This is a genomic window from Salegentibacter sediminis, from assembly GCF_002078605.1.
GTDB classification, from domain to species: Bacteria; Bacteroidota; Bacteroidia; order Flavobacteriales; family Flavobacteriaceae; genus Salegentibacter; species Salegentibacter sediminis.
In genome coordinates this window covers 58,789-82,569 of sequence record NZ_MSJR01000003.1, presented here as the reverse complement: position 1 = coordinate 82,569, position 23,781 = coordinate 58,789, and the positions used below count along the sequence as shown (strand labels likewise).

The following is a 23,781-nucleotide window of genomic DNA, read 5'->3' as shown; positions in this document are numbered from 1 at the left end:
TGGCAATCGAATTGATATTCTCAAAAGTAAGCAGCAGGCGCAAGCCGTTGCGGGTTTAACTTTGGAAAAAAGATTACTTCGGTGCGGTTAGAGGAAATGTTAGGGTTTGAGTTTACGGGAAATATATAATTCAATTACAAAATCAGAACTTATTATTTTATGGGTGTCCAGATAAAAATTCTATTCATATTCCTTTTATTTTCCTCATCTACTTATGCTCAATCTTCTTGTGATGCAAAAACTTATGAAATAATAAATGCAGTTTTTGATTCAGAAGAAACAGAAATTTATGAGACAACCTTATTTGAAAAGGGATGGGCTCGGTATTTTGAGGATTATAAAGAAATTTTTGACCGTGCAGGAATCCCTACTTCTATTTCAAATGATAAACTCAAAGAAATTTTGGGGAAAGGAAAATTAAGGTTTATAAATTCTTCTATATATGGTTTAAGGCCTTGCAGGCTATCAACTAAGCACCTAAATGGCAATATTAAGCTTTCCCCCAATTTTGATCGGAAAAATTCTATTTCCAGAGGAGTATTTCGAATAAGTAAACCGATTATTGTTGAGGATAACATAGCGATTTTAAAAACGGAAAGTATAAATGAATCTCCAATCTATATCCTTCAAAAGAAGGACGGAAAGTGGGAAATTATATATACTTTTTATGACTGGTATATACTGGAAGACTAAAACTAAATAATCCAAATTAATGCTACCTGAATTTTATTAAATGATAAAAGACCTCACAGGTTTTGATTCCGTATAGCTATCGGGACCTGTGACGCCTGATGGATTAAACACTCTCTCTTTTTTGAGAAAGCAATAATTCCCCCTTCGGGGGTTAGGGGGCTTCAACCTTAGCCCTTAAATCCAAAGGCTCCAAAACCTTTAAAGCTCTTTCTATGGAGTTTACTTTCTCAAAGGTCAATAACAACCGCAACCCGCTGCGGGTTTTCTTTTCTTTCATGGTGCAGTTTTGCGGGTGGCTTTGCACATATTGCAGAACCCGGGTAAAATTGTTGGTCTGGTAAAAACGCGATTGTTGGTCGGCGATGAAGTAACCTATCATTTTTCCCTGTTTCAACACTACTTTTTCAAGGCCAATTTTGGAAGCGATCCATTTGATGCGCACGCTGTTGAGCAAGTCTACCGCCTGCACGGGCAGTTCCCCAAAGCGGTCTGTGAGTTCAGCTTCAAATTTTTGTAAATCCTCTTCCGAAGTGATCTTATTGAGCTGCGTATAAAGATTCAGCCTTTCGGTGATATTATTGATATAATCATCGGGGAAAAGGATCTCGAAATCGGTGTCGATCTGGGTTTCTTTTACAAAGTTTTTATCTTCAATATCCTCATCGCCAGAATATAAATCCTTAAATTCATTTTCCTTCAGCTCTTCAATCGCTTCATTCAGAATTTTCTGATAGGTCTCAAAGCCAATTTCATTGATGAATCCGCTCTGTTCACCACCCAAAAGGTCTCCGGCACCGCGAATTTCCAGATCTTTCATCGCGATGTTTATTCCACTACCAAGTTCAGAAAATTGTTCCAGCGCGCTAATTCGCTTACGGGCATCTTCTGTCATTGCTGAAAAAGGTGGCGTAATAAAGTAGCAAAAAGCCTTTTTATTGCTTCGTCCTACCCGCCCCCGCATCTGGTGCAGATCGGAAACTCCAAAATTATTGGCGTTATTGATAAAAATCGTGTTCGCATTGGTCACATCGAGGCCGCTTTCCACAATAGTTGTAGAAACCAGCACATCAAATTCGCCGTTGATAAAACTCAACATCAGTTTTTCCAGCTTCTTACCTTCCATCTGGCCGTGACCCACACCAATTCTGGCATCTGGCACTACGCGCTGGATCATTCCCGCGACCTCTTTAATATTTTCGATTCGGTTATGGATAAAGAAAACCTGCCCGCCTCGCTGAATTTCGTAAGAGACCGCATCCCTAATTGTTTCTTCAGAAAATCTTATCACATTGGTTTCAATGGGATAACGGTTTGGTGGCGGCGTGCTGATAGTAGAAAGGTCTCGCGCAGCCATTAAACTAAACTGAAGCGTCCGCGGAATTGGCGTGGCCGTGAGCGTGAGCGTATCTACATTCTCTTTGATGGTCTTGAGCTTATCTTTTACCGAAACCCCAAATTTCTGTTCTTCGTCTACAATTAAAAGTCCGAGATCTTTAAATTTCACGGCTTTATTGACCAGCTGGTGGGTTCCTATGATGATATCCACCTTTCCGTTTTCAAGATCGGCTAAGGTTTCCCGGCGTTCTTTGGCTGTTCTGAAGCGGTTCAAATAATCTACTGTAACTGGAAAATCTTTCAGGCGTTCAGAAAATGTTTGATGATGCTGAAATGCCAAAATAGTGGTGGGCACCAGGACGGCGACCTGTTTGCCGTTATCTACTGCTTTAAAAGCTGCACGAATCGCAACTTCAGTCTTTCCGAAACCAACATCGCCACAAACCAAACGATCCATAGGGCGTTCGTTTTCCATATCTTCTTTTACGGCCTGGGTGGCGGTGCTTTGATCTGGAGTATCTTCATAAATAAAAGAGGCCTCCAGCTCGTGCTGCAAATAAGAATCGGGACCAAAAGCGAAACCTTTCTGAAGTCGGCGCTTGGCATATAATTCGATTAAGTTATAGGCAATATGCTTAACCCGGGCTTTGGTCTTCTTCTTAAGATTTTTCCAGGCCTTGCTACCCAATTTAAAGATTTTAGGCTCTTTCCCGTCTTTTCCGTTATATTTTGAAATCTTATGCAACGAATGGATGCTGAGGTACAAAATATCGCGCTCGCCATAAAACAGTTTTATGGCCTCCTGCTTTTTGCCTTCCACATCAATTTTCTGAAGGCCGCCAAACTTCCCTATTCCGTGGTCGATATGGGTTACATAATCGCCGACTTCTAAATTATTAAGTTCTTTGAGGGTAATCGCCTGTTTTTTGGCGTACCCATTCTTGAGATGGAATTTATGATAGCGCTCGAAGATCTGGTGATCGGTATAACATACATTTTTGCCAGGCTCGTCTATAAAACCCTGAAAAAGGGACAGCGTTATGGTTTCGTATTTCACTTCCTTTTCCTGGTCGTCAAAGATGTCGTGGAAACGCTTTGCCTGTTGTTCACTAACGCAAAAAATGTAATTTTTATAGCCGTTTTCCTGGTTTTCGATCAGGTTATCGATGAGCAAATCGAACTGCTTATTGAAAGAAGGCTGTGGCCTGATTTGAAACTCAATGATCTTTTCAGGCTCCAGATAAGCCTGGTTACTGAGTTCTACCACCATGTATTCCTTCAACTGACTTCTTATTAACTGGCCATCGCAGAAAAGCGCTTCGGGTTCGCTGTGTTTTACTTCTTCTGAAAGTTTCTGAAAAGCCTCCTCTGCCTTGCTGAAAAGTTTATCGGCCTGTGCGGTGAGCAAATCCAGGTTTTTTACAAAAACAACAGTTTGATTAGAAATATACCTGAGGAAACTATCCCTGATCTCGTCCAGGTGTTTGTCTTCCACGTTCGGCATCACCGAGATCTTCTTTACTTTATCTGTTGAAAGCTGGGTTTCCACATCAAAACTCCTGATACTGTCTACTTCATCCCCAAAAAATTCAATACGGTAAGGCTCGTCGTTACTAAAAGAAAAAACATCAATTATCCCTCCACGAACCGAAAACTCGCCGGGTTCGGTCACAAAATCAACCCGCTTGAATTTGTATTCGAAAAGCACTTCATTTACAAAATCCAGGGAAAGCTCATCCCCTACCGAAATTTTCAAAGTACTTCTGTCTAACTCCTTTCTTGTAACTACTTTTTCAAACAGAGCATCGGGATAGGTAACGATTATAGCAGGTTTTTTCCGGGAATTTATTCGGTTTAAAACCTCGGCACGCAAAAGAACGTTCGCATTATCGGTTTCTTCGATCTGGTATGGGCGACGGTAACTTCCCGGGTAAAAGAGCACATTTTTATCGCCCAGCAATTGTTCGAGATCGTTCAGGTAGTAAGCAGCTTCTTCTTTGTCGTTAAAAATCAGCAAAAACGGCTTATCAACTTCCTTAAAGGCATTGGCGGTCACAAAGGAAAGCGACGAGCCCACCAGGCCTTTTAGTTGAATTTTGGAAACATTTTTTTCAGAAGAGACAAGGATTTCCCTCAATTCCTGCTGTTGCGGGGACTGTGCAAAGCTTTGGGCGATAACAGATTTACTCATTGGCGCAAAGATAATTCGCCGATATCAGCTTCGCAACAAGTCAACATTTTTTTAACGTAGGTAAGCTAAGTCTCCTTAACGTGAAACTGCACATCCATACTTTGATGTAGAATTCTGGTTATTTCGATTTTCCCTGGACTAATTTTCCTGTAAAAAATCAAATGCCTCTTAAAAATTGAGGCAAATAAGTCCGGTTGGATGTGGCTATATTTTTTTCCTAATTCTGGATTTTCTGAGATGGAAATAAACTCTTCTATTAAAAGTCTATAGTATTTATCCGCCTGTTCCTCTGACCAGCGTTTGACTGTGTGATCCCAAATTTCGGCTAAATCATTTAATGCTTTCCTGGTTAAGAAATATACTGCCATTTAATGGTTTTCAGTTTTCATTCTTTTCAGAAATTCCTCAGAATCAAAATCTTCAACAATTCCACTATCAATTCCTTCCTGAATGGCATTGCTCAAAGCTCTTAATTTTTCCTTTTCTTCCAGAAGTTTTAATCCTTCCCGAACCACTTCGCTTACTGAATCGTACTTTCCGGAATTTATTTCATTCTTAATAAACTCCTCAAAGTATGGGTCTAATCTTATTTCTGTTTTCTTCTTCATTTTCAATCAATTTCACTTAAATATACCAAATTTTAATCTTTGTAATTATGGGTTATCCAACTTTACCATTTCCCTAACAGCCAAAGCCACCGATCTTCATTAATTTCAGAATAGAATTTGAAATTATGGCTTTTAAACATTTTGATGTATTTGTAATAGGAAGCGGTACGGCGGGAAAAAGAGTGGCTTATGCCTGTGTAGATGCAGGGCAGAAAGTAGCCATCGCCGATAATCGTGAATATGGTGGTACCTGTGCAAACAGGGGCTGTGACCCTAAAAAAGTACTTACCGGTTTCACCGAGATCCTGGATCGCACAAAAAAAATGGAAGGCAAGGGAATAACGCGCGGGCCGGAGTTCTCCTGGGAAGATCTCATGGCCTTCAAAAATACTTTTGTTGATGCCGTGCCGGCAGCAACCGAGAAGAAATTAAAAAAACTGGGCATTGAGATGTATCACCAGTCGCCCAAATTTCTTGATGAAAATACTTTATCGGTAGAAGGGAAAACCGTAACGGCCGATAAAATCGTGATCGCCACCGGGCATAAACCAATGGAGTTACCCATTCAGGGCCGGAATCATGCGCTTTTGAGCGATGATTTTTTGAACCTGGAAAGCCTACCGGAATCAATGATCTTTATAGGAGCGGGTTATATCGGGATGGAATTTGCTCATGTGGCCGCCCGTCTAGGTGTAAAAGTTACCATGATCGAGATGGCAGGTAGAATCCTTAATAATTTTGATGAGGATATGGTCAAATACCTGCAGCAGGTTTCTGAAGAAGAACTGGGAATCGACTTTATTTTTAATGCGAAAGTCAACGGCATCGAGAAGCTCAGAAAAAATTTCAGGGTCACTGCAATTCAGGATGGCAAAGAAATTTCGGTAAAAGCCGAAATGGTATTTAATACCGCCGGGAGAGTCCCCTCAATTGACGAACTGGACCTGGAAAAGGGGAATATAGAATTCAACAGGAATGGCATAGTGGTAAACGAGTATCTACAGAACTCAACCAATAAAAGTGTGTATGCTTGCGGAGATGTTTCAGCCAGTGAAGGCCTAGCCTTAACTCCACTTTCATCCCAGGAAGCGAGGGTGGTGGCCGCCAATCTGCTCAACAAAAACAAGCCGGAAAAAGCGCATTATCCCCCACAACCCACGGTAGTTTTTACTTTACCGAAACTGGCATCTGTAGGACTGCTGGAAGATGAAGCCCGCAAGCAGGGATACGATTTTAAAGTAAAGCATAAGCTGGCCACAGATTGGTTTAATGCCAAACACATTAATGAAAAGGTTTATGCCTACAAAACCCTTATTGACAATAAAACCGGCCAGGTAATAGGAGCTCATCTTATAGGCCCGGAGGCTTCAGAAGTGATAAATATGTTCGTAATGGTAATGTGCGGAAACCTGAATTGCCAGGACGTGAAAAAAATGATCTTTGCGTATCCCACCTGGGGAAATGATATAAAAGGAATGCTCTAATCCCTAGTTCTCTTTATTGAATAATTTATACATCGGATTGGTTTTTCTATTCATCCAGCCGTGGTAAACAATATTTGAAAAAATGATTACCGCAGTGATTAGGGCTGTATAGGAGATAAGGGGTATTTCGTCAAAATGCCTGAAGTAGATCGCGATTAAAGCCCAAACCCCCACGGCGGCAAATTCGCGCATATTCCGAAGGTAGATTATAGCAATATTTATAATTCCGGCAATTATGATAAGCAGCAGGGTCCATATTTCTTCGGAAAAAAATGGGGCATGCCATCCAATTTTAGACAGGTAAGCTGAAACATTCGCAATGGCAGCCACCGTGATCCAGCCGGAATACAGGCAAATTGGCCACCAGCTAAAAGCGATGATGTTAATAGGCGCGTCCCAGCGCTCCATATTGGTGTGGAGAATCACTTTTATAAGAGAAAATAATATGAGGAACATCAATAAAACCGAAAGCGCAGTGAGCTCGTTTAACCAGGCAAAAACCCAGGCGGCATTGGCCAGGTTGGCCACAAAGAACCAGTAACCTGATTTCCGGAGAAAAGCGAGATCTCTTTTCGGTCCGAAAGCCTGATAGAGTTGATAGCCCGAAAAAACAAGAAGACCAAGAAAAATTAGACCCCAAATTGCAAATGCATCACCGGCCGGAGTAAAAAGATTATAATACTCGGCGCTTAGACTACCCATAGTATTGCCATTAATAATTCCGGTTTGGGAGATATAGCTCACAGCGATAACCAGGATTACAGAGATCGCATTTAAAACAGACAGGCGCTTTTCCATATTCTTCTATTTACTAATTAAAATTACTTCTTTTTGGGTAATTGCATAGGCGGCTTCTCCTTCGTTTAATTCCATCATATAATTCCCGGTAAATTCGCCAAAGGCAGGAAGAATAAACTGGTCTTTTCTACGAAAAAAACAAGGCAACTTAAGGCTTTGCCTCGCGTTTCCATTTAAGCGATAACCAGGATGAATATGCCCGCAAATATTGAAAAAACCTTCTATTTGTCTGGGATGATGAGTTAACAGAAAACCGTTGAGGTGCCACTCAGAATAAATTTTTACTCCTAATTCTTCATATTTCAGCGGCGAAATAAGATCGTGATTTCCTGCTATCAGCACTACTTTTGCATCTACAAAACTGAGCCAGTTTTCAAAAAGTTTCCATTCATTGTTGAGATTGCTATGGAAAAGGTCACCTAAAAAACAGACTGTTTTAGGCTGAAATTTTCCAACTACCTCACTCAATCTTATAAAATTGGCATTGATCGCTTTGTATGGCACCGCACTCCCAAATTTCCGGAAATGAGAGATCTTTCCTAAATGCACATCACTAATTAGAAGTATCTCCTGCTCTTTCCAGAAGGCGGCACCGCTAGGGTGAAGTTCAAAAGTTTGATTTTGAAGGTTTATGGTCATTTATTTTTAAAAAAATTGGAAAATAAATACGTCATCAAGATCCCGATACTCATCGGATGAAAGTCTTTTCTGCATTATCATAAACTACAGATTGCTGTGTCTGCCCTGGTCTCCTCGGAATGATGAAACAAAGATATTTGCTATAATCTATGTAAAATCTCCGCAGCTTTTTCCAGGGTTTCATCGGTTTTGGCAAAACAGAACCGCAATTGTTTATTGTCTTTCCCATTAATATTAAATACCGAAACCGGGATGCTGGCCAAACCATATTGTGTAATTAACCTCTTGGAAAAATCTACATCATATTCATCGGTAAGTTCTGAATAATCCAACACCTGGAAATAAGTACCTTTTGAGAGCTTAGCTTTAAATTTTGTATCCTTAATGAGCTCAAGAAATTTATCGCGTTTCTGCTGGTAGAAGGCTCCAAGTTCTAGATAGTGTCTAGGTTCTTTTAAATATTCAGCAAAAGCACGCTGCATAGGATGGTTTACACAAAAAACTGTGGCCTGATGGAATTTAATGATCTCTTTCATTAAAACTTCGGGAGCCACGCAATAGCCCATTTTCCATCCGGTATTATGAAAAGTTTTTCCAAAAGAAGCACAAACGATAGCCCTTTCGGCTAAACCGGAGAATTTTGAGGCGCTTTGATGTTGCTCGCCATCGTAGATAAGGTGTTCATAAACCTCATCGCTAAGCAAAATAATGTTGGTGTTTTCCAACAATTTTTCCAGTTTCAGCATATCGTCTTTCCTCAAAATAGTTCCCGTTGGATTATGCGGGGTATTAATGACGATCATCCGGGTTTTGGAACTAATCTTTTGTTCCAGTTCTTCCCAATCAATTTTAAAATCTTTCCCTTTCAACTGAACAAACACAGGCTTCCCCCCGGCCATTTTTATATCGGGTTCATAAGAATCGTAAGCCGGCTTAAAAACGATTACCTCATCCCCGGGATGAACAAATGCAGTGATGGCACAATACAAAGCCTGGGTAGCCCCGGCAGTAAAAATAATCTCGGAAGCTTCGTTATACTTTCTTTTGTAGAGGTTTTCTATTTTAGCCACTATCTGTTCCCTTAATTCAGGAATGCCATTCATAGGTGGATACTGGTTAAAACCATCTTTCATAGCTTTACATACCAAATCCTTAAGTTTAGCATCGGTTTCGAAATTAGGGAAGCCCTGCGACATATCTATAGCCTTGTGCTTTCTGGATAGATTGCTCATTACCGAGAAAATACTGGTCTTCCCACCGGGAAGTTTAGAAGGTAAATGCTGAAATTTGGGCATAGTATTGTTTTTAGTAAGGTCAAAAAAAAATCCCGAACTTCAAAGTCCGGGATTTTTATTATAAATAATTTAACCTGTATTATTTCATACTGGCGCTTAGATATTCTCTATTCATTCTGGCGATATTATCCAGAGAGATCCCTTTAGGACATTCTATTTCACAGGCCCCGGTATTGGTACAGTTACCAAATCCTTCTTTGTCCATTTGCTCTACCATGGCAAGAACCCGCCTGGTAGCCTCTACTTTACCTTGCGGTAGCAAAGCAAATTGGCTCACCTTCGCCGCAGTGAAAAGCATCGCACTGGCATTTTTACATGCGGCAACACAGGCACCACAACCTATACAGGTAGCAGCATCAAAAGCATCATCGGCATTGTTTTTTTGGACGGGTATAGAATTGGCATCCTGAGTATTCCCTGAGGTATTAACAGACACATAACCTCCTGCCTGCTGAATTCTTTCAAAGGAATCCCTGTTTACCATAAGATCTTTAATAACCGGGAAAGCTGCAGCTCTAAATGGTTCAATAGTGATGGTATCTCCATCCTTGAACATTCTCATATGCAACTGGCAGGTAGTAATAGCACGATCGGGACCGTGCGGCTCACCATTGATTTGAAGGCTACAGGTACCGCAGATACCTTCACGACAATCGTGATCAAAAACCACAGGTTCCTCTCCCTTTTCAATCAATTCCTCATTGAGAACATCCAACATTTCCAGGAAAGACATATCGGGAGAAACGTCACTTATGGGATAAGTCTGTAGTTTCCCTTTGGTTGTAGCGTTTTTCTGACGCCATATTTTAAGTGTAAGATTCATAATGTACAGTATTGAGTAGTGAGTAGTAAGTATTGAAAAGTTTGCCTTCCCAATACTCAGCTCTCAATTCTATTTATAGCTCCTTGTTTTAACTTCGATAAATTCGTAATTGAGATCTTCTTTATGCAGAATTGCCTCGCTCGGTTTACCGGTATACTCCCAGGCAGCAACATACATAAAGTTTTCGTCATCCCTTAGGGCTTCCCCTTCTTCGGTTTGATATTCTTCCCTAAAGTGACCTCCACAACTTTCGTTACGATGAAGGGCATCTACAGCAAACAATTCTCCCAATTCAAGGAAATCGGCCACACGGGCTGCTTTCTCCAGCTCTGTATTGAGTTCGTTTACTTCTCCGGGAACCTTAACGTCTCTCCAGAATTCTTCCCGAAGCGCTTTAATCTCTTCGACCGCCGATTTCAAATCTTCAGCATTACGGGACATCCCGGCCTTATTCCACATAATCTTCCCAAGACGTTTGTGAAAGTGGTCTACAGATTTTGTTCCGTTATTATTACAAAGTTTTTCAAGCTGGCTACGCACCGCATTTTCAGCCTCCTCAAATTCAGGACTATCTGTAGGGATAGGTCCTGTTCTAATATCATCGGCTAAATAATTCCCAATGGTATATGGAAGCACGAAGTAACCATCGGCCAGGCCTTGCATTAAGGCCGAAGCTCCAAGTCTGTTTGCACCGTGATCTGAAAAGTTAGCTTCTCCGGTTGCAAAACATCCAGGGATGGTAGTTTCGAGATTATAATCTACCCAGATGCCTCCCATAGTATAGTGTACCGCAGGATAGATCATCATTGGTGTTTCATATGGGTTTTGATCTACAATTTTCTCGTACATCTGGAAAAGGTTTCCATATTTTGCTTCGACTACCTTTTTTCCTAATTCCTTAATTTTTTCTTCTGAAGGATTCTTAAGGTGCTGGGTATTGGCTGCTTCCTGACCGTAACGCATAAAGGCCGCACTAAAATCAAGGAATACAGCTTCTCCTGTTTTGTTCACACCGTATCCGGCATCACAACGCTCTTTTGCTGCTCTGGAAGCCACATCACGAGGTACCAGGTTACCAAAAGCCGGGTATCTTCTTTCCAGGTAGTAATCGCGGTCTTCTTCTTTAAGATCGGTAGGTTTCAGGCGGCCTTCCTGTATAGCTTTGGCATCTTCCAATTTCTTTGGCACCCAGATTCGACCATCATTCCGAAGAGACTCAGACATCAAAGTTAATTTAGACTGATGATCTCCCGAAACCGGAATACAGGTTGGGTGAATTTGTGTAAAACAAGGGTTGGCAAAGTAGGCTCCTTTCTTGTGGATTTTCCAGGAAGCGGTAACATTACTCCCCATTGCATTGGTAGAAAGGTAAAATACGTTTCCGTACCCACCAGAACCTATTACTACGGCGTGAGCACTGTGCCTTTCTATTTTTCCCGTAACCAGGTCGCGGGCAATAATACCTCTTGCTTTCCCGTCAACAATAACCAGATCAAGCATTTCATGACGGGTATAAGATTTGATCTTACCCCGGTTTATCTGTCGGTTCATGGCAGAATAAGCTCCTAAAAGCAACTGCTGTCCCGTTTGACCTTTAGCATAAAAAGTACGGGATACCAACACCCCTCCAAAAGAGCGGTTATCAAGTAAGCCCCCGTATTCACGTGCAAAGGGAACTCCCTGTGCAACACATTGGTCTATTATATTTCCTGATACTTCGGCAAGGCGATAAACGTTAGCTTCCCGCGAACGATAATCACCTCCTTTTATAGTGTCATAGAATAGCCGGTAATCTGAATCACCGTCTCCCTGGTAGTTTTTTGCGGCATTAATACCTCCCTGAGCAGCAATAGAGTGTGCTCTTCTAGGAGAATCCTGATAGCAAAAAGTCTTAACATTATAACCAAGCTCGGCCAAAGTCGCAGCGGCACTGCCTCCGGCAAGTCCTGTCCCTATTACTATAACATCAATATTACGTTTGTTTGCCGGGTTAACCAGGTTGATATCATTCTTATGGTTTTTCCACTTGTCTTCAAGTGGTCCTGCCGGTATTTTTGATTCTAAAACTGACATAAATCTTACGTATTAAACGTTATTAAAATAGTGATACAGGGCTATAAATATAAAGCCTAAAGGAATAAGGATGGCGTAGGCCACTGTAAAACCTCTTAAGCCCTTGGCATATTTGTTTGCCCACCCCATAGATTGGAATGAGGATGAAAACCCATGATACAGGTGAAGGCTTAAAAGAACAAAAGATAATACATATAATCCTGTTCTTACGGGAGATTCAAATTTAGCCACCGTTTCATGATAATATCTGAAAGGGTCGTCAGGATGAGACTCTATGTATTTGTGTACAACTTCAGGAATCCAGAAATCATAAAAGTGAAGCCCTAAGAAAGCCAGAATAACCAGCCCGCTGTAAATCATATTTCTGGACATCCAGCTGGAGTTAGCACTACCATTAAAACGCACATAATTTATTGGCCTGGCGCTTCTGTTTCTGTACTCGAGAACAAATCCTAAAACAAAATGCAAGATCACCCCTAAAATAAGGATAGGCTGTAAAAGAAACTGAATTAACACATTAGTTCCCATAAAATGGGAATACTCGTTAAAAACGTCAGCACTAAATACAGAAGTGAAATTTATTATGAAATGCAGGAGTAAGAAAATTACAAGGAAAAGTCCCGATAAGGCCATAGCAACTTTTCTTGCTATTGAAGAATTAAATATTCCACCCATTAGTTAAGTTATTTTATGAAGATTTTAACAACAAAAATACATTTTGAATTAATTACTCACAAACTTTCATTGCTAATTCAGCATCAATTTAGAATTAATTCAAAGAAGCTTTCTACAAAGATTTTTCTTTCTCGGGAAAACCCTAACAATGAGGTGCTATAGCATTTTTCTTTTTACAAAAAACTTAACGCAAGTTGGACGCATTTTTAGTAATTTCAGATAATAATTCAATCTAATCTTCTTCCGAACCCATGGAATTTATAGACTACTACAAATTATTGGAACTGGACAAATCTGCCTCCCAGGCCGATATCAAAAAGTCTTATCGCAAACTGGCCAGAAAATATCATCCCGATCTTAACCCTAATAACAAAGAAGCACAAGCCAAATTTCAGCAAATAAATGAAGCGCACGAAGTCCTTAGCGACCCGGAAAAACGTAAAAAATACGATCAATACGGTAAAGACTGGGAACACGCCGAACAATACGAAGAAGCCAGAAGGCATCAACAAACCGCTGGTGGGGCTGGTGGTGGCTTTGGAGGTTTTGAAGGCTATGGAGATCCCCGGCAAAGAGCGCACTCCTACTCCGGTAATTTTGATGAGGATACTTTTTCAGATTTCTTTGAACAGATGTTTGGCAGTAGCGCCAGAGCACATGGCTCACGAAGGCAAAGGCATTTTAAAGGCCAGGATTATAATGCAGAATTAGAACTTAATCTTAGGGACGTATACACCAGCCAAAAACAAACTCTTACCATTAATGGGAAAAACATCAGATTAACAATTCCCGCCGGAGTGGAAAACGGACAAACCATTAAAATTAAAGGACACGGTGGTCCCGGCGTACAGGGAGGCCCCAGGGGTGATCTCTATATAACTTTTAAAATCATCAATAACACTACTTTTAAGCGGGAAAAAGAGAACCTATATAGCACCGTAAACATTAATCTCTACACTGCTATGCTGGGCGGAGAGATTACTGTAGATACTTTCAGCGGAAAGGTGAAGCTCAAGGTAAAGCCTGAAACGCAATCTGGCACCAGAGTAAAACTAAAAGGCAAAGGTTTTCCGAAGTATAAAAAAGAAAATCAATACGGAGACTTATATATTACCTATAATGTAGAAATGCCCACAAACCTTAGTGCCAAAGAAAAAGAACTATTCAGGGAACTGCAAAAACTACGCTCATGAATTTAGAAGATCTAATACCTACAGAAGAGATTTGCATGCGCTACAAAGTAGAGCAAACTTTTATTAGCTCGCTTTCTCAAAGTGGCCTTATTAAAATCGTTACCGTAGAGAAATCACAATATGTTCCCACGGATGAAATCGCAGCATTCGAAAAGTTACGCCGTTTACATTATGAGTTAAACATTAACCTCGAAGGTTTAGAGGCCATACAACATTTGCTTGCACAACTGGAAGAATTACAACTCCAAAACCGCAAACTCAAAAACCGCTTGGGATTATATGAATGATTCCGGAAGAGGGAATCACGCTATTCCTTTTTACTCTCTTAGATATTGATAACTTTGTAAACCTGAACACAAAATGACGTAATGAGCGTCTCAACACTCCTAAATATGAGATACAAACAAATAGACAAAAGCCTTTTTATAAAAAACCGTAAGAATTTTACGGATAAGATGAAACCATCCAGCCTGGCGGTATTCAATGCCAATGATATTTATCCCATTGGAGCCGATAGCACCATGCCCTTTCAGCAAAACCGTGATCTTTTTTACCTAAGTGGAGTAGATCAGGAAGAAGCGATCCTGGTGCTATTCCCGGACGCCCCGAAACCAGAGCACAGGGAAATGCTATTCTTAACCGAAACCAACCCGCACATCGCGGTTTGGGAAGGTGCAAAGCTCACTAAAGAGCAAGCCTTTGAGGTTAGTGGAATAAAAACAGTTTACTGGCTTCAGGATTTTGAGAAGATCTTTTTTGAAGTAATGTCGCAATGCGACACCATCTATTTCAACACCAACGAACACTACCGGGCAAATGTTCAAACCGAAACCCGGGATGAGCGTTTTATCAAAAAAACAAAAGAAAAATATCCGGCTCACCAGGTAGCCAAAAGCAATCCTATTTTGCAAAGACTACGCTCGGTAAAAGACCCTATAGAACTGGATCTTATGCAGAAAGCCTGTGATATCACAGAAAAAGCTTTCCGCAGAGCCCTAAAATTCACAAAACCCGGAGTATGGGAACACGAAATTGAGGCCGAATACTGGCACGAAATGATTCGTAACCGTTCCCGGGGATTTGCCTACACCCCAATTATCGCAAGCGGAAACAATGCTAATGTTTTACATTACACAGAAAACGATCAGCAATGTAAAGCAGGAGACCTTATCCTGATCGATACAGGTGCCGAATATGCTAATTACTCCAGTGATATGACCAGGACTATTCCTGTGTCGGGAAAATATTCAGACCGGCAAAAACAAATCTACAATGCGGTAAACCGCGTGAAAAAAGAGGCCACAAAATGGCTGGTACCTGGCACCATTTGGGCAGAGTATCATAAAGAAGTTGGAAAGCTAATGACTTCAGAATTATTAGACCTGGGACTGCTGGACAAAGCCGATGTTCAAAATGAAAATCCCGACTGGCCAGCTTATAAGAAATATTTTATGCACGGCACAGCCCATAATATTGGCCTGGACACCCACGATTACGGAATTCTCACCGAGCCGATGAAAGCCAACCAGGTCTTCACGGTTGAACCGGGAATCTACCTGCCTGATGAAGGTTTTGGGATTAGGTTGGAAGACGATGTCGTGATCCAGGAAAAAGGTGAGCCTTTTAACCTAATGCGCAACATTCCAATAGAAATCGAGGAGATTGAGGAGATCATGAACTCCTAGCCCTTTCCTTCGGAAATATTTATTTTTAAAGCCGCGGAAGCATAATTTAATTTGTGAATTCGTGGCTTTTTATTTTTATTATTCATCGAAACCCCAACCTATGGAAATCCATTATAAAAATACGCCCATACATTATTCCAGCAAAGGGACCGGCAATCCCCTGGTCTTGCTTCACGGCTTTCTGGAATCTTCAGAAATCTGGGAGGACTTTCAAAACAAGCTTTCAGAAAAAAGACAAGTGGTTTGTGTAGATCTTCCAGGTCATGGGAGATCGGGATGCATAGACAAAGTACACACGATGAAGGAGATGGCCCTGACCGTAAAAGCGGTTTTATACGAATTGGCTATAGAAAAGGCCTTTTTTGTCGGTCACTCCATGGGGGGTTATGTAAATTTGGAATTTCAAAATATTTTTCCTACAATACCCACCGGTTTAGCACTAATAAATTCCACTCCCAAAGCAGACTCGCAGGAGCGCAGGATAAACCGTGAAAGAGCCACCCAATTGGTTTCTAAAAACAAGAGGGCTTTTGTAAATATGGCAGTCTCTAATTTATTGACGCCAGAAAACAACAAAAGATTCAAGCCTCAGGTGGACGAGTTGAAACACCGGGCGCTCAATTTCCCAAAAGAAGGAATTATTGCTGCTCTGCAGGGAATGAAAATTCGTGCCGACCACAGCCGGTTGCTTGCAGGATTAAAATATCCGAAATATTGTATGGCGGGAGAAAAAGATCCGATCCTGAATTATGAAGAGATAAAAAGAATTTCAAGCTCTTCCGGAAGTGAATTTTGGAGCTACCCCGATGGGCATCTGGCATTTATAGAAAACAAAAAAAGTTTGATGGAGTTTTTGCACTTTATCGATTAATTTTAACTTTTTATCGATAGTTTAACTTTTTTTTATAATTTAGTATTTACAGAAACAAGAATATCAACCCTTTATGAAGAAAAAAAACCCTAACTTATTTTCGTTCGGAAAGGTTTATTGCAGCATTTTTGGACACAAATTAAGAGTTTCAAAGAATGTGACTGATCACATTCATGAATACCAATGCGCTAAATGTGGTATGGAAATGACCGATACCGCAAATGGCTTTTTGGCGCGTTTAACTCCAAAATTTAAAGAAACCAACGAATATCTGGCCAAAATACATAGAAGAAGAAAAGGAAAATCCCTGGCACAGGCCTCTTAATCTTCTTTTTCTTTATTTTTATCTTCCATAGAATTCCAGCCCCTGGCGATTAATGGGATTTTTGTATTCGCACGTGTAATCAGGTGCATCCCTTCTTCTTTTTCGGTCATATGACCTATTACCGTTAAATTTGGATTAGCTTTTATCTTATCATAATCATCCTGAGAGATAGTGAAAAGCAATTCATAGTCTTCACCGCCACTAAGCGCGATAGTCGTACTGTTTATGTCAAATTCCTCACACACTGAAATCACGGCAGGATCCAGAGGTATTTTATCTTCATACAGATTGGCACCCACCTGAGAATTCTTGCAAAGATGAATAACTTCCGAAGAGAGTCCATCAGAAATATCTATCATCGAAGTTGGCTTTACCCCAAGTTCTTTAAGAAGCGGTGGAATATCTTTTCTCGCTTCAGGTTTAAGCTGTCGTTCAATGAGGTAAGTATATTGGTCAAGGTCGGGCTGGGCATTAGGGTTGGCTTTAAAAACCTGCTTTTCACGCTCCAGGATTTGTAAACCCATATAGGCAGCTCCCAGATCGCCGGTTACTACGAGCAGATCATTGGGTTTGGCGCCACTTCGCAAAACCACATCTTCTTTTTCAGCAAAACCCAGAGCGGTTACACTTATTAAAAGTCCCGAGGTGGAAGAAGTAGTGTCCCCACCAACTACATCTATATTATAAAGTTTCGCAGCCAGTTCTATTCCTGAATACAACTCCTCCAGGGCTTCCACGGGAAAACGATTTGAAACAGCGACAGATACCGTTATTTGGGTAGCCTTTGCGTTCATCGCATACACATCAGAGAGGTTTACCATGACGGCCTTATACCCAAGATGTTTCAGCGGCATATAAGCCAGATCAAAGTGCACCCCTTCCACTAGAAGATCGGTTGTGACCAGGCTATGCTTATTTTCAAAATTAAGAACGGCGGCATCGTCGCCAATAGCTTTTATAGTAGAGGTTAATTTGGGAGAAAAACTCCGGGTAAGATGTTCTATCAAACCAAACTCTCCTAATTCTGAAAGGTTTGTCTTCATTCCCTGACTATCATCAAACATATTGTAAAATTTTAATCTGCAAAATAAACGAATATTATTCAACTATAAGAATAAACCTTAAGGAGAATGAAAGAAAAGATATTTATTAAAGCTATTGAATATCAGTAAAATAGATGATTTTATCTTTTAAATTCCCTAATTGACAAGGCTTATCCAATCATTCTTAAAACATATGCCTGGCCTATGGTAAAACGTCTGTTTTGTAGTATATTTGTCCCCAATTTAGAATTAATCTTGTTAAGCTATGATAAAAGTTAGCGAAGGTGCGAAAAAAAAGATTGCCGCTTTGATGGCAGAAGATGGTTTTGACAGTGCCCAGGACTTTGTTCGGGTTGGTGTTAAGAGCGGGGGCTGTTCAGGCTTATCTTACGAGTTGAACTTTGATAAGCAGAAAGCCGAAGACGATAAACTTTTTGAAGACAATGATATAAAGATCGTAGTTGACAAACGTAGCGTCTTATATCTGGCCGGAACGATTCTCGAATATTCCGGCGGACTTAATGGCAAGGGATTTGTATTTAATAATCCCAACGCTCAACGTACCTGCGGATGTGGGGAGAGTTTTTCCCTTTAAATTATTCAGAATTTAAAATCTTGAATTTTTAAATTTTGAACCTTGAATAATTTTAGAAAAAATTAAAATGGCATATACTGAAGACGATTTAAAAAAAGAGCTCGAAACAAAGGAATATGAGTACGGATTTTATACCGATATAGAATCTGACACTTTTCCTGTAGGTCTCAATGAAGACATTGTGAGAGCGATTTCTAAAAAGAAAGAAGAACCCGAATGGATGACAGAGTGGCGCCTGGAAGCTTATCGCGCCTGGGAAAAAATGGAAGAGCCGGAATGGGCAAATGTTCATTATGAAAAACCGAATTTTCAGAACATCTCATATTATTCAGCGCCCAATAAAAAACCAAAATATAATAGTCTGGATGAGGTAGATCCTGAATTACTGGACACCTTTAAAAGACTTGGAATTTCTCTGGATGAGCAAAAGAAACTGGCCGGGGTTGCGGTAGATGTGGTGATGGACTCGGTGTCTGTAACCACTACCTTCAAAAAAACCCTTGCTGAAAAAGGCATCATTTTTTGTTCTATTTCTGAAGCCATTCAGGAACATCCAGAATTGGTGAAGAAATATATAGGGACCGTTGTGCCCAAAACCGATAACTTTTATGCAGCCCTGAACTCGGCGGTATTTAGTGATGGTTCTTTCTGTTATATACCAAAGGGCGTAAAATGCCCTATGGAACTTTCAACTTATTTTAGGATTAACCAGGCTGGGACCGGCCAATTCGAGCGAACGCTTGTTATTGCTGAAGACAGCAGTTATGTTAGCTACCTTGAAGGTTGTACCGCCCCTACCCGGGACGAAAATCAGTTGCACGCTGCTGTAGTAGAACTTATTGCGCTTGATAATGCCGAAATTAAATACAGTACTGTCCAAAACTGGTATCCCGGAAATAAAGAGGGAAAAGGCGGTGTTTATAATTTTGTTACCAAACGTGGACTTTGCGAGAAAAACGCAAAAATATCCTGGACCCAGGTGGAAACCGGTTCTGCAGTAACCTGGAAATATCCTTCCTGTGTGTTAAAAGGAGATAATTCTATCGGGGAATTTTACTCGATTGCCGTTACCAACAACTTTCAGCAGGCCGATACGGGAACAAAAATGATTCATCTCGGAAAAAATACCCGAAGCACGATTATTTCAAAAGGTATTTCAGCAGGAAAATCCCAGAATTCATACCGTGGTTTAGTACAAATTAACGGCCGTGCCGAAAATGCAAGAAATTTCTCACAATGTGATTCCCTTTTAATGGGAAATAAATGTGGGGCCCATACTTTCCCTTACATCGAGGTGAAGAACAAATCGGCGCAGGTAGAACACGAAGCCACCACCAGCAAGATTGGGGAAGACCAGATCTTCTATTGTAACCAGCGTGGGATCGACACCGAAAAGGCCATCGCCCTCATCGTAAATGGTTTTAGTAAAGAGGTGCTGAATAAGCTGCCCATGGAATTTGCTGTGGAAGCGCAAAAATTGCTGGAGATATCACTGGAAGGATCTGTAGGATAATTAAAGTAATCATGTAATCTATGAAGAAATTTTTATTCATACTAAGCATAATGATTTTAGCGGTAGCCTGCCAGGATGAAAGCCGGCAGGAACTAATGGGACCTGCTGAAGCAGAGGAAGAACAAGACAGTATTCCAACCTTAACCGGCGAAATCATTTTTGTGGGAGAGACTGCGGTTTTCAGGGGGGATAGTTTTGTTTACGGAGTAAGTATAGATTCTATCTCAAAGTCACTGGCCGAACAAGTTAAACCTTATCAGAAGGAAGATTTCGATATGGTTTCAGTAAAAATAAAAGGAAAAATTGTTCCCAGTTCCAACCAGGAAGGATGGGAAGAGAACATCGAAATAAGAGAAATAATTGAAATTCTGGAAACCGAAAAGGTTTCAGAAGAAATTGAAGAATAGTTAAATCTGTTCCGTCACCGGCGGAATGCATACCTAGAATATATGCTTAAAATAAAGAATTTACACGCGAGTATAGACGATAAGGAAATCCTTAAAGGGATAAACCTGGAAATCAATCCCGGGGAGGTTCACGCAATCATGGGACCAAACGGATCTGGGAAAAGTACCCTTTCTTCGGTTATAGCCGGAAAGGAAGATTTTGATATGACCCAGGGAGAGATAATTTTTGAAGGGGAAGAACTTTCAGAGCTTGATCCCGACGAGAGAGCACACAAAGGAATTTTCCTGTCTTTCCAGTATCCAATTGAGATCCCAGGGGTTTCGGTTACTAATTTTATGAGAGCTGCAATCAATGCACACCGAAAAGCCAATGGGCAGGATGATATGCCGGCCAATGAAATGCTGAAACTCATCAAGGAAAAATCTGAATTGTTGGAAATCGACCGTAAATTCCTTTCCCGTTCCCTGAACGAAGGATTTTCAGGAGGTGAGAAAAAGCGTAATGAGATTTTCCAAATGGCAGTACTTGACCCAAAACTCTCTATCCTTGATGAAACCGACTCAGGATTGGATATTGATGCCCTTAAAGTTGTGGCGAAAGGGGTTAATAAATTAAGGACTAAAGACAATGCCGTTTTATTAATCACGCACTATCAGCGATTATTGAATTATATCCAACCGGATTTTGTACATGTGTTGGTTGACGGGAAGATTGTGAAATCCGGAGGCAAAGAACTTGCGCTGGAACTTGAAGAAAAAGGTTATGATTGGTTAAAACCGGAGCAGGTTTAATAGCCTGGGTTTTAAATACTAATAATAAAGTTAAAATTTTCGCCTTTGCGAAAATGACAAATAGAATTTTGTGATGGAATTAAAAGATAAATTAGTGTCATCTTTTCTGGCTTTCGAAGAGGAATTCGGAGGTGAGAACGATGATTTACATAACATAAGAAATCAGGCAATTAAGGATTTTGATCGCATAGGTTTCCCGGGAAAGAAAGAAGAGGCCTGGAAATACACGTCTCTTAATTCGGTTTTAAAGCACGATTACAGCTTTTTCCCTAAAAAGGACGACAGCCTGGAATATCGCGATATTAAAGATTACCTTATTGATAATATTGACACTTACGATTTAGTTTTTGTGGATGGGGTTTATTCCTCCCATCTTTCCCAAACCACACACGATAAGATTGATGTATGTTTAATGTCTTCCGCATTAAATAAATCTCCTTACAAGGCGGTTGTCGATAAATATTTCAACAAAATCGCTCCAAAAACTGGACTAAACGCTTTAAATACAGCATTCACCCGCGAAGGCGCTTATATTCATATTCAGAAGAATAAAATGGCCGATAAGCCAATCCAGATCATAAATTTCTCTACCGGGAAAGAATCGGCGATGCTGTTACAACCCCGAAACCTTATCGTGGTAGATGAAAATGCTCACGTACAGATCATTGAAAGACACCAAAGCTTAACCGACAGCCCGGTGCTTACCAATGCGGTGACAGAGATCTTTGCCGACAAACGTGCGATTGTTGATTACTACAAGATTCAGAATGACGCTACTTCGGCCTCTCTTATAGATAATACTTTTATAGAGCAGCAATCTGAGAGTTTTTGTTCAGTGCACACTTTCTCTTTAGGTGGAAAATTGACCCGGAACAACCTGAATTTCTATCAGAAGGGGGAGCATATAGATTCCACCTTGAAAGGGGTAACCCTCATTGAGGGCAAACAACACGTAGATCACAATACTTTAGTACACCATATTGAGCCCAATTGTGAAAGTCACCAGGATTACAAAGGTATTTTCGACGGAAATTCCACCGGGGTGTTTAATGGTAAAGTGGTGGTTGAAAAGGAAGCTCAGAAAACCAATGCCTATCAGTCTAACAACAATGTTTTACTAACAGATAAGGCTACCATCAATTCAAAACCACAGTTGGAAATATTTGCAGATGATGTAAAGTGTAGTCACGGTTGTACCATTGGGCAGCTGGACGAAGATGCATTATTTTACCTGAGATCCCGCGGGATCCCAAAAAGGGAAGCCCAGGGTCTTATGATGTATGCCTTTGCAAACAACGTTCTGGAAAGCGTAAAAATTCCTGAATTAAAGAAAAGGATTAACACCCTAATTGCGGAAAAACTTGACGTTGAAGTAGGTTTCAGCCTCTAATATTTCCCTTATTTTCAGGTTGAATTGACCCTAAAAAAGAAAATAAAATGAGCCTGGCTACAGAACATATAGCTTTTAACATCGAAAAAATAAGAAAGGATTTTCCTATTCTGAAAAGGGAAATTAATGGATACCCATTAGTCTATCTGGATAACGCAGCTACCTCACAAACCCCTCAACAGGTGATAGATGTGATAGTAGATTATTACTCCAACTACAACGCCAATATTCACAGGGGAGTCCATAGCCTGTCCCAGGAAGCTACAGAAAAATATGAGCAGGCTCGAATAAGCCTTCAGAAGCATTTTAATGCTAAAAAGCCTTACGAGATTATTTTTACCTCTGGCACCACCCACGGCATCAATCTTATTGCCAGCGGTTTTGCCAGTATTTTAAAGGAAGGCGATGAAATTCTGGTTTCAGCATTGGAGCATCATTCCAATATTGTGCCCTGGCAGATGCTTTGCGAAAAAACAGGAGCGGTTTTGAAAGTGATTCCTATGAACGAAGATGGATCACTTATATACAGCGCTTTTGAAGAAATGATCTCGGAGAAAACAAAAATAGTATTCCTTAATCACGTATCTAACGCTCTGGGAACCATTAACCCCATCAAGGATATTATCGAGAAAGCACATTCTCATGGTGCGGCTGTACTGATAGACGGCGCACAAGCCGCCCCTCATATCAAAGCCGATGTTCAGGCGTTGGATGTAGATTTTTATGTGGTTTCGGCGCATAAAATGTGCGGCCCAACCGGAGTTGGAATTCTTTACGGAAAGGAAGAATGGCTTAAAAAACTCCCTCCCTATCAGGGTGGTGGTGAGATGATCGCCAGCGTAAGTTTTGAAAAAACTACCTACGCCGATCTTCCTCATAAATTTGAGGCGGGTACCCCAAACATTTGTGGAGGAATAGCCTTTGGAGCAGCTGTGGATTATATGAATTCAATTGGATTTGAAAAAATTGCGGCATATGAACAGGAGTTGCTGGAATATGCCACCGCCAAACTCCTGGAAATTGAAGGAATGAAGATCTACGGAAATTCCAAAGAGAAAACCGCGGTAATCTCATTTAATATTGCAGGTCTTCATCCGTATGATATTGGCACCTTGCTCGACAAAATGGGCATAGCCGTGAGAACCGGGCATCATTGTGCACAACCAATTATGGACTTTTATAAGATTCCGGGTACGGTGCGCGCTTCCTTTTCTTTTTACAACACCAGGGAAGAGATCGACCGGTTTATTGAAGGCGTTAAAAAAGCAAAAATGATGCTTTCATGAAGAAAATAACGAGCTTTTAAAGCTTCAAAAAATCAGGAAAAGTGAGTAATATAAAGGAAATACAGCA

23 protein-coding genes are annotated in these 23,781 nt (G+C 40.7%); 13 read left to right on the top strand and 10 right to left on the bottom strand.

The window, feature by feature from the left end; translation table 11 throughout:
- Positions 1-159 precede the first annotated feature (159 nt).
- Complete coding sequence (locus BUW93_RS06535; RefSeq protein ID WP_081210382.1) at positions 160-693, top strand: hypothetical protein; 534 nt, start codon at positions 160-162, stop codon at positions 691-693.
- A gap of 151 nt (positions 694-844) precedes the next feature.
- Here the strand turns inward: BUW93_RS06535 and mfd are convergent, their stop codons facing one another.
- From mfd to BUW93_RS06520, 3 genes are all read right to left on the bottom strand, one after another.
- The gene (gene mfd, locus BUW93_RS06530) at positions 845-4,219 is read right to left on the bottom strand and encodes a transcription-repair coupling factor (RefSeq protein WP_081210380.1); all 3,375 of its coding nucleotides are present in this window, start codon (positions 4,217-4,219) and stop codon (positions 845-847) included.
- A 65-nt stretch (positions 4,220-4,284) separates the two neighbouring features.
- Positions 4,285-4,587 (bottom strand): type II toxin-antitoxin system RelE/ParE family toxin, encoded by a 303-nt coding sequence (locus tag BUW93_RS06525; protein ID WP_081210378.1) that lies wholly within the window; start codon positions 4,585-4,587, stop codon positions 4,285-4,287.
- Positions 4,588-4,827, bottom strand: a complete 240-nt coding sequence (locus BUW93_RS06520) for a type II toxin-antitoxin system ParD family antitoxin (RefSeq protein ID WP_081210376.1) — start codon at positions 4,825-4,827, stop codon at positions 4,588-4,590.
- 125 nt (positions 4,828-4,952) lie between these two features.
- Between BUW93_RS06520 and BUW93_RS06515 the strand changes: the two genes are divergently transcribed.
- Positions 4,953-6,311: a dihydrolipoyl dehydrogenase family protein gene (locus tag BUW93_RS06515; RefSeq protein ID WP_081210374.1), complete on the top strand. Its 1,359-nt coding sequence runs from the start codon at positions 4,953-4,955 to the stop codon at positions 6,309-6,311.
- A 3-nt stretch (positions 6,312-6,314) separates the two neighbouring features.
- Here the strand turns inward: BUW93_RS06515 and BUW93_RS06510 are convergent, their stop codons facing one another.
- The 6 genes from BUW93_RS06510 to BUW93_RS06485 form a co-directional block, all read right to left on the bottom strand.
- A complete protein-coding gene (locus tag BUW93_RS06510) occupies positions 6,315-7,109 on the bottom strand; it encodes a hypothetical protein (RefSeq protein ID WP_081210372.1) in 795 nt (264 codons plus the stop codon).
- 6 nt (positions 7,110-7,115) lie between these two features.
- Positions 7,116-7,748 (bottom strand): ligase-associated DNA damage response endonuclease PdeM, encoded by a 633-nt coding sequence (gene pdeM, locus BUW93_RS06505; protein WP_081210370.1) that lies wholly within the window; start codon positions 7,746-7,748, stop codon positions 7,116-7,118.
- A 140-nt stretch (positions 7,749-7,888) separates the two neighbouring features.
- Positions 7,889-9,043: a methionine aminotransferase gene (locus tag BUW93_RS06500; RefSeq protein ID WP_081210368.1), complete on the bottom strand. Its 1,155-nt coding sequence runs from the start codon at positions 9,041-9,043 to the stop codon at positions 7,889-7,891.
- Positions 9,044-9,122: 79 nt separating this feature from the next.
- Positions 9,123-9,866 (bottom strand): succinate dehydrogenase/fumarate reductase iron-sulfur subunit, encoded by a 744-nt coding sequence (locus BUW93_RS06495; protein WP_081210366.1) that lies wholly within the window; start codon positions 9,864-9,866, stop codon positions 9,123-9,125.
- Positions 9,867-9,935: 69 nt separating this feature from the next.
- Positions 9,936-11,939, bottom strand: a complete 2,004-nt coding sequence (locus BUW93_RS06490) for a fumarate reductase/succinate dehydrogenase flavoprotein subunit (RefSeq protein ID WP_081210364.1) — start codon at positions 11,937-11,939, stop codon at positions 9,936-9,938.
- A gap of 12 nt (positions 11,940-11,951) precedes the next feature.
- Complete coding sequence (locus tag BUW93_RS06485) at positions 11,952-12,614, bottom strand: succinate dehydrogenase cytochrome b subunit (RefSeq protein ID WP_081210362.1); 663 nt, start codon at positions 12,612-12,614, stop codon at positions 11,952-11,954.
- A gap of 251 nt (positions 12,615-12,865) precedes the next feature.
- Between BUW93_RS06485 and BUW93_RS06480 the strand changes: the two genes are divergently transcribed.
- From BUW93_RS06480 to BUW93_RS06460, 5 genes are all read left to right on the top strand, one after another.
- Entirely contained in the window at positions 12,866-13,807 is a 942-nt protein-coding gene (locus BUW93_RS06480) for a DnaJ C-terminal domain-containing protein (RefSeq protein WP_081210360.1), read from the top strand.
- Complete coding sequence (locus BUW93_RS06475) at positions 13,804-14,094, top strand: chaperone modulator CbpM (protein WP_081210358.1); 291 nt, start codon at positions 13,804-13,806, stop codon at positions 14,092-14,094. Before BUW93_RS06480 ends, BUW93_RS06475 begins: the two co-directional genes overlap by 4 nt.
- 105 nt (positions 14,095-14,199) lie before the next feature.
- Positions 14,200-15,492, top strand: a complete 1,293-nt coding sequence (locus BUW93_RS06470; RefSeq protein ID WP_081210758.1) for an aminopeptidase P family protein — start codon at positions 14,200-14,202, stop codon at positions 15,490-15,492.
- A 100-nt stretch (positions 15,493-15,592) separates the two neighbouring features.
- Positions 15,593-16,363 carry an alpha/beta fold hydrolase gene (locus BUW93_RS06465; protein ID WP_081210356.1) on the top strand — a complete coding sequence of 257 codons (771 nt, stop codon included), beginning with the start codon at positions 15,593-15,595 and terminating at the stop codon, positions 16,361-16,363.
- A gap of 73 nt (positions 16,364-16,436) precedes the next feature.
- On the top strand, positions 16,437-16,688 hold the full coding sequence (locus BUW93_RS06460; RefSeq protein ID WP_081210354.1) for a hypothetical protein: 252 nt from the start codon (positions 16,437-16,439) through the stop codon (positions 16,686-16,688).
- On the opposite strand, the gene thiL is transcribed toward BUW93_RS06460, so the two are convergent.
- Positions 16,685-17,752 (bottom strand): thiamine-phosphate kinase, encoded by a 1,068-nt coding sequence (gene thiL, locus BUW93_RS06455; RefSeq protein ID WP_081210352.1) that lies wholly within the window; start codon positions 17,750-17,752, stop codon positions 16,685-16,687. The two genes, BUW93_RS06460 and thiL, sit on opposite strands and share 4 nt — an antisense overlap.
- A gap of 244 nt (positions 17,753-17,996) precedes the next feature.
- Here thiL and BUW93_RS06450 point away from each other — a divergent pair, with 244 nt between their 5' ends.
- From BUW93_RS06450 to BUW93_RS06425, 6 genes are all read left to right on the top strand, one after another.
- On the top strand, positions 17,997-18,326 hold the full coding sequence (locus BUW93_RS06450) for a HesB/IscA family protein (RefSeq protein ID WP_081210350.1): 330 nt from the start codon (positions 17,997-17,999) through the stop codon (positions 18,324-18,326).
- 67 nt (positions 18,327-18,393) lie between these two features.
- Positions 18,394-19,839: a Fe-S cluster assembly protein SufB gene (sufB, locus tag BUW93_RS06445; RefSeq protein ID WP_081210348.1), complete on the top strand. Its 1,446-nt coding sequence runs from the start codon at positions 18,394-18,396 to the stop codon at positions 19,837-19,839.
- 20 nt (positions 19,840-19,859) lie between these two features.
- Entirely contained in the window at positions 19,860-20,246 is a 387-nt protein-coding gene (locus BUW93_RS06440) for a hypothetical protein (protein ID WP_157893292.1), read from the top strand.
- 42 nt (positions 20,247-20,288) lie between these two features.
- Complete coding sequence (sufC, locus tag BUW93_RS06435; RefSeq protein ID WP_081210344.1) at positions 20,289-21,038, top strand: Fe-S cluster assembly ATPase SufC; 750 nt, start codon at positions 20,289-20,291, stop codon at positions 21,036-21,038.
- A gap of 73 nt (positions 21,039-21,111) precedes the next feature.
- Complete coding sequence (gene sufD / locus BUW93_RS06430) at positions 21,112-22,428, top strand: Fe-S cluster assembly protein SufD (RefSeq protein WP_081210342.1); 1,317 nt, start codon at positions 21,112-21,114, stop codon at positions 22,426-22,428.
- A gap of 47 nt (positions 22,429-22,475) precedes the next feature.
- Positions 22,476-23,714, top strand: coding sequence for an aminotransferase class V-fold PLP-dependent enzyme (locus BUW93_RS06425; protein ID WP_081210340.1), 1,239 nt, complete (start codon positions 22,476-22,478; stop codon positions 23,712-23,714).
- Positions 23,715-23,781 lie beyond the last annotated feature (67 nt).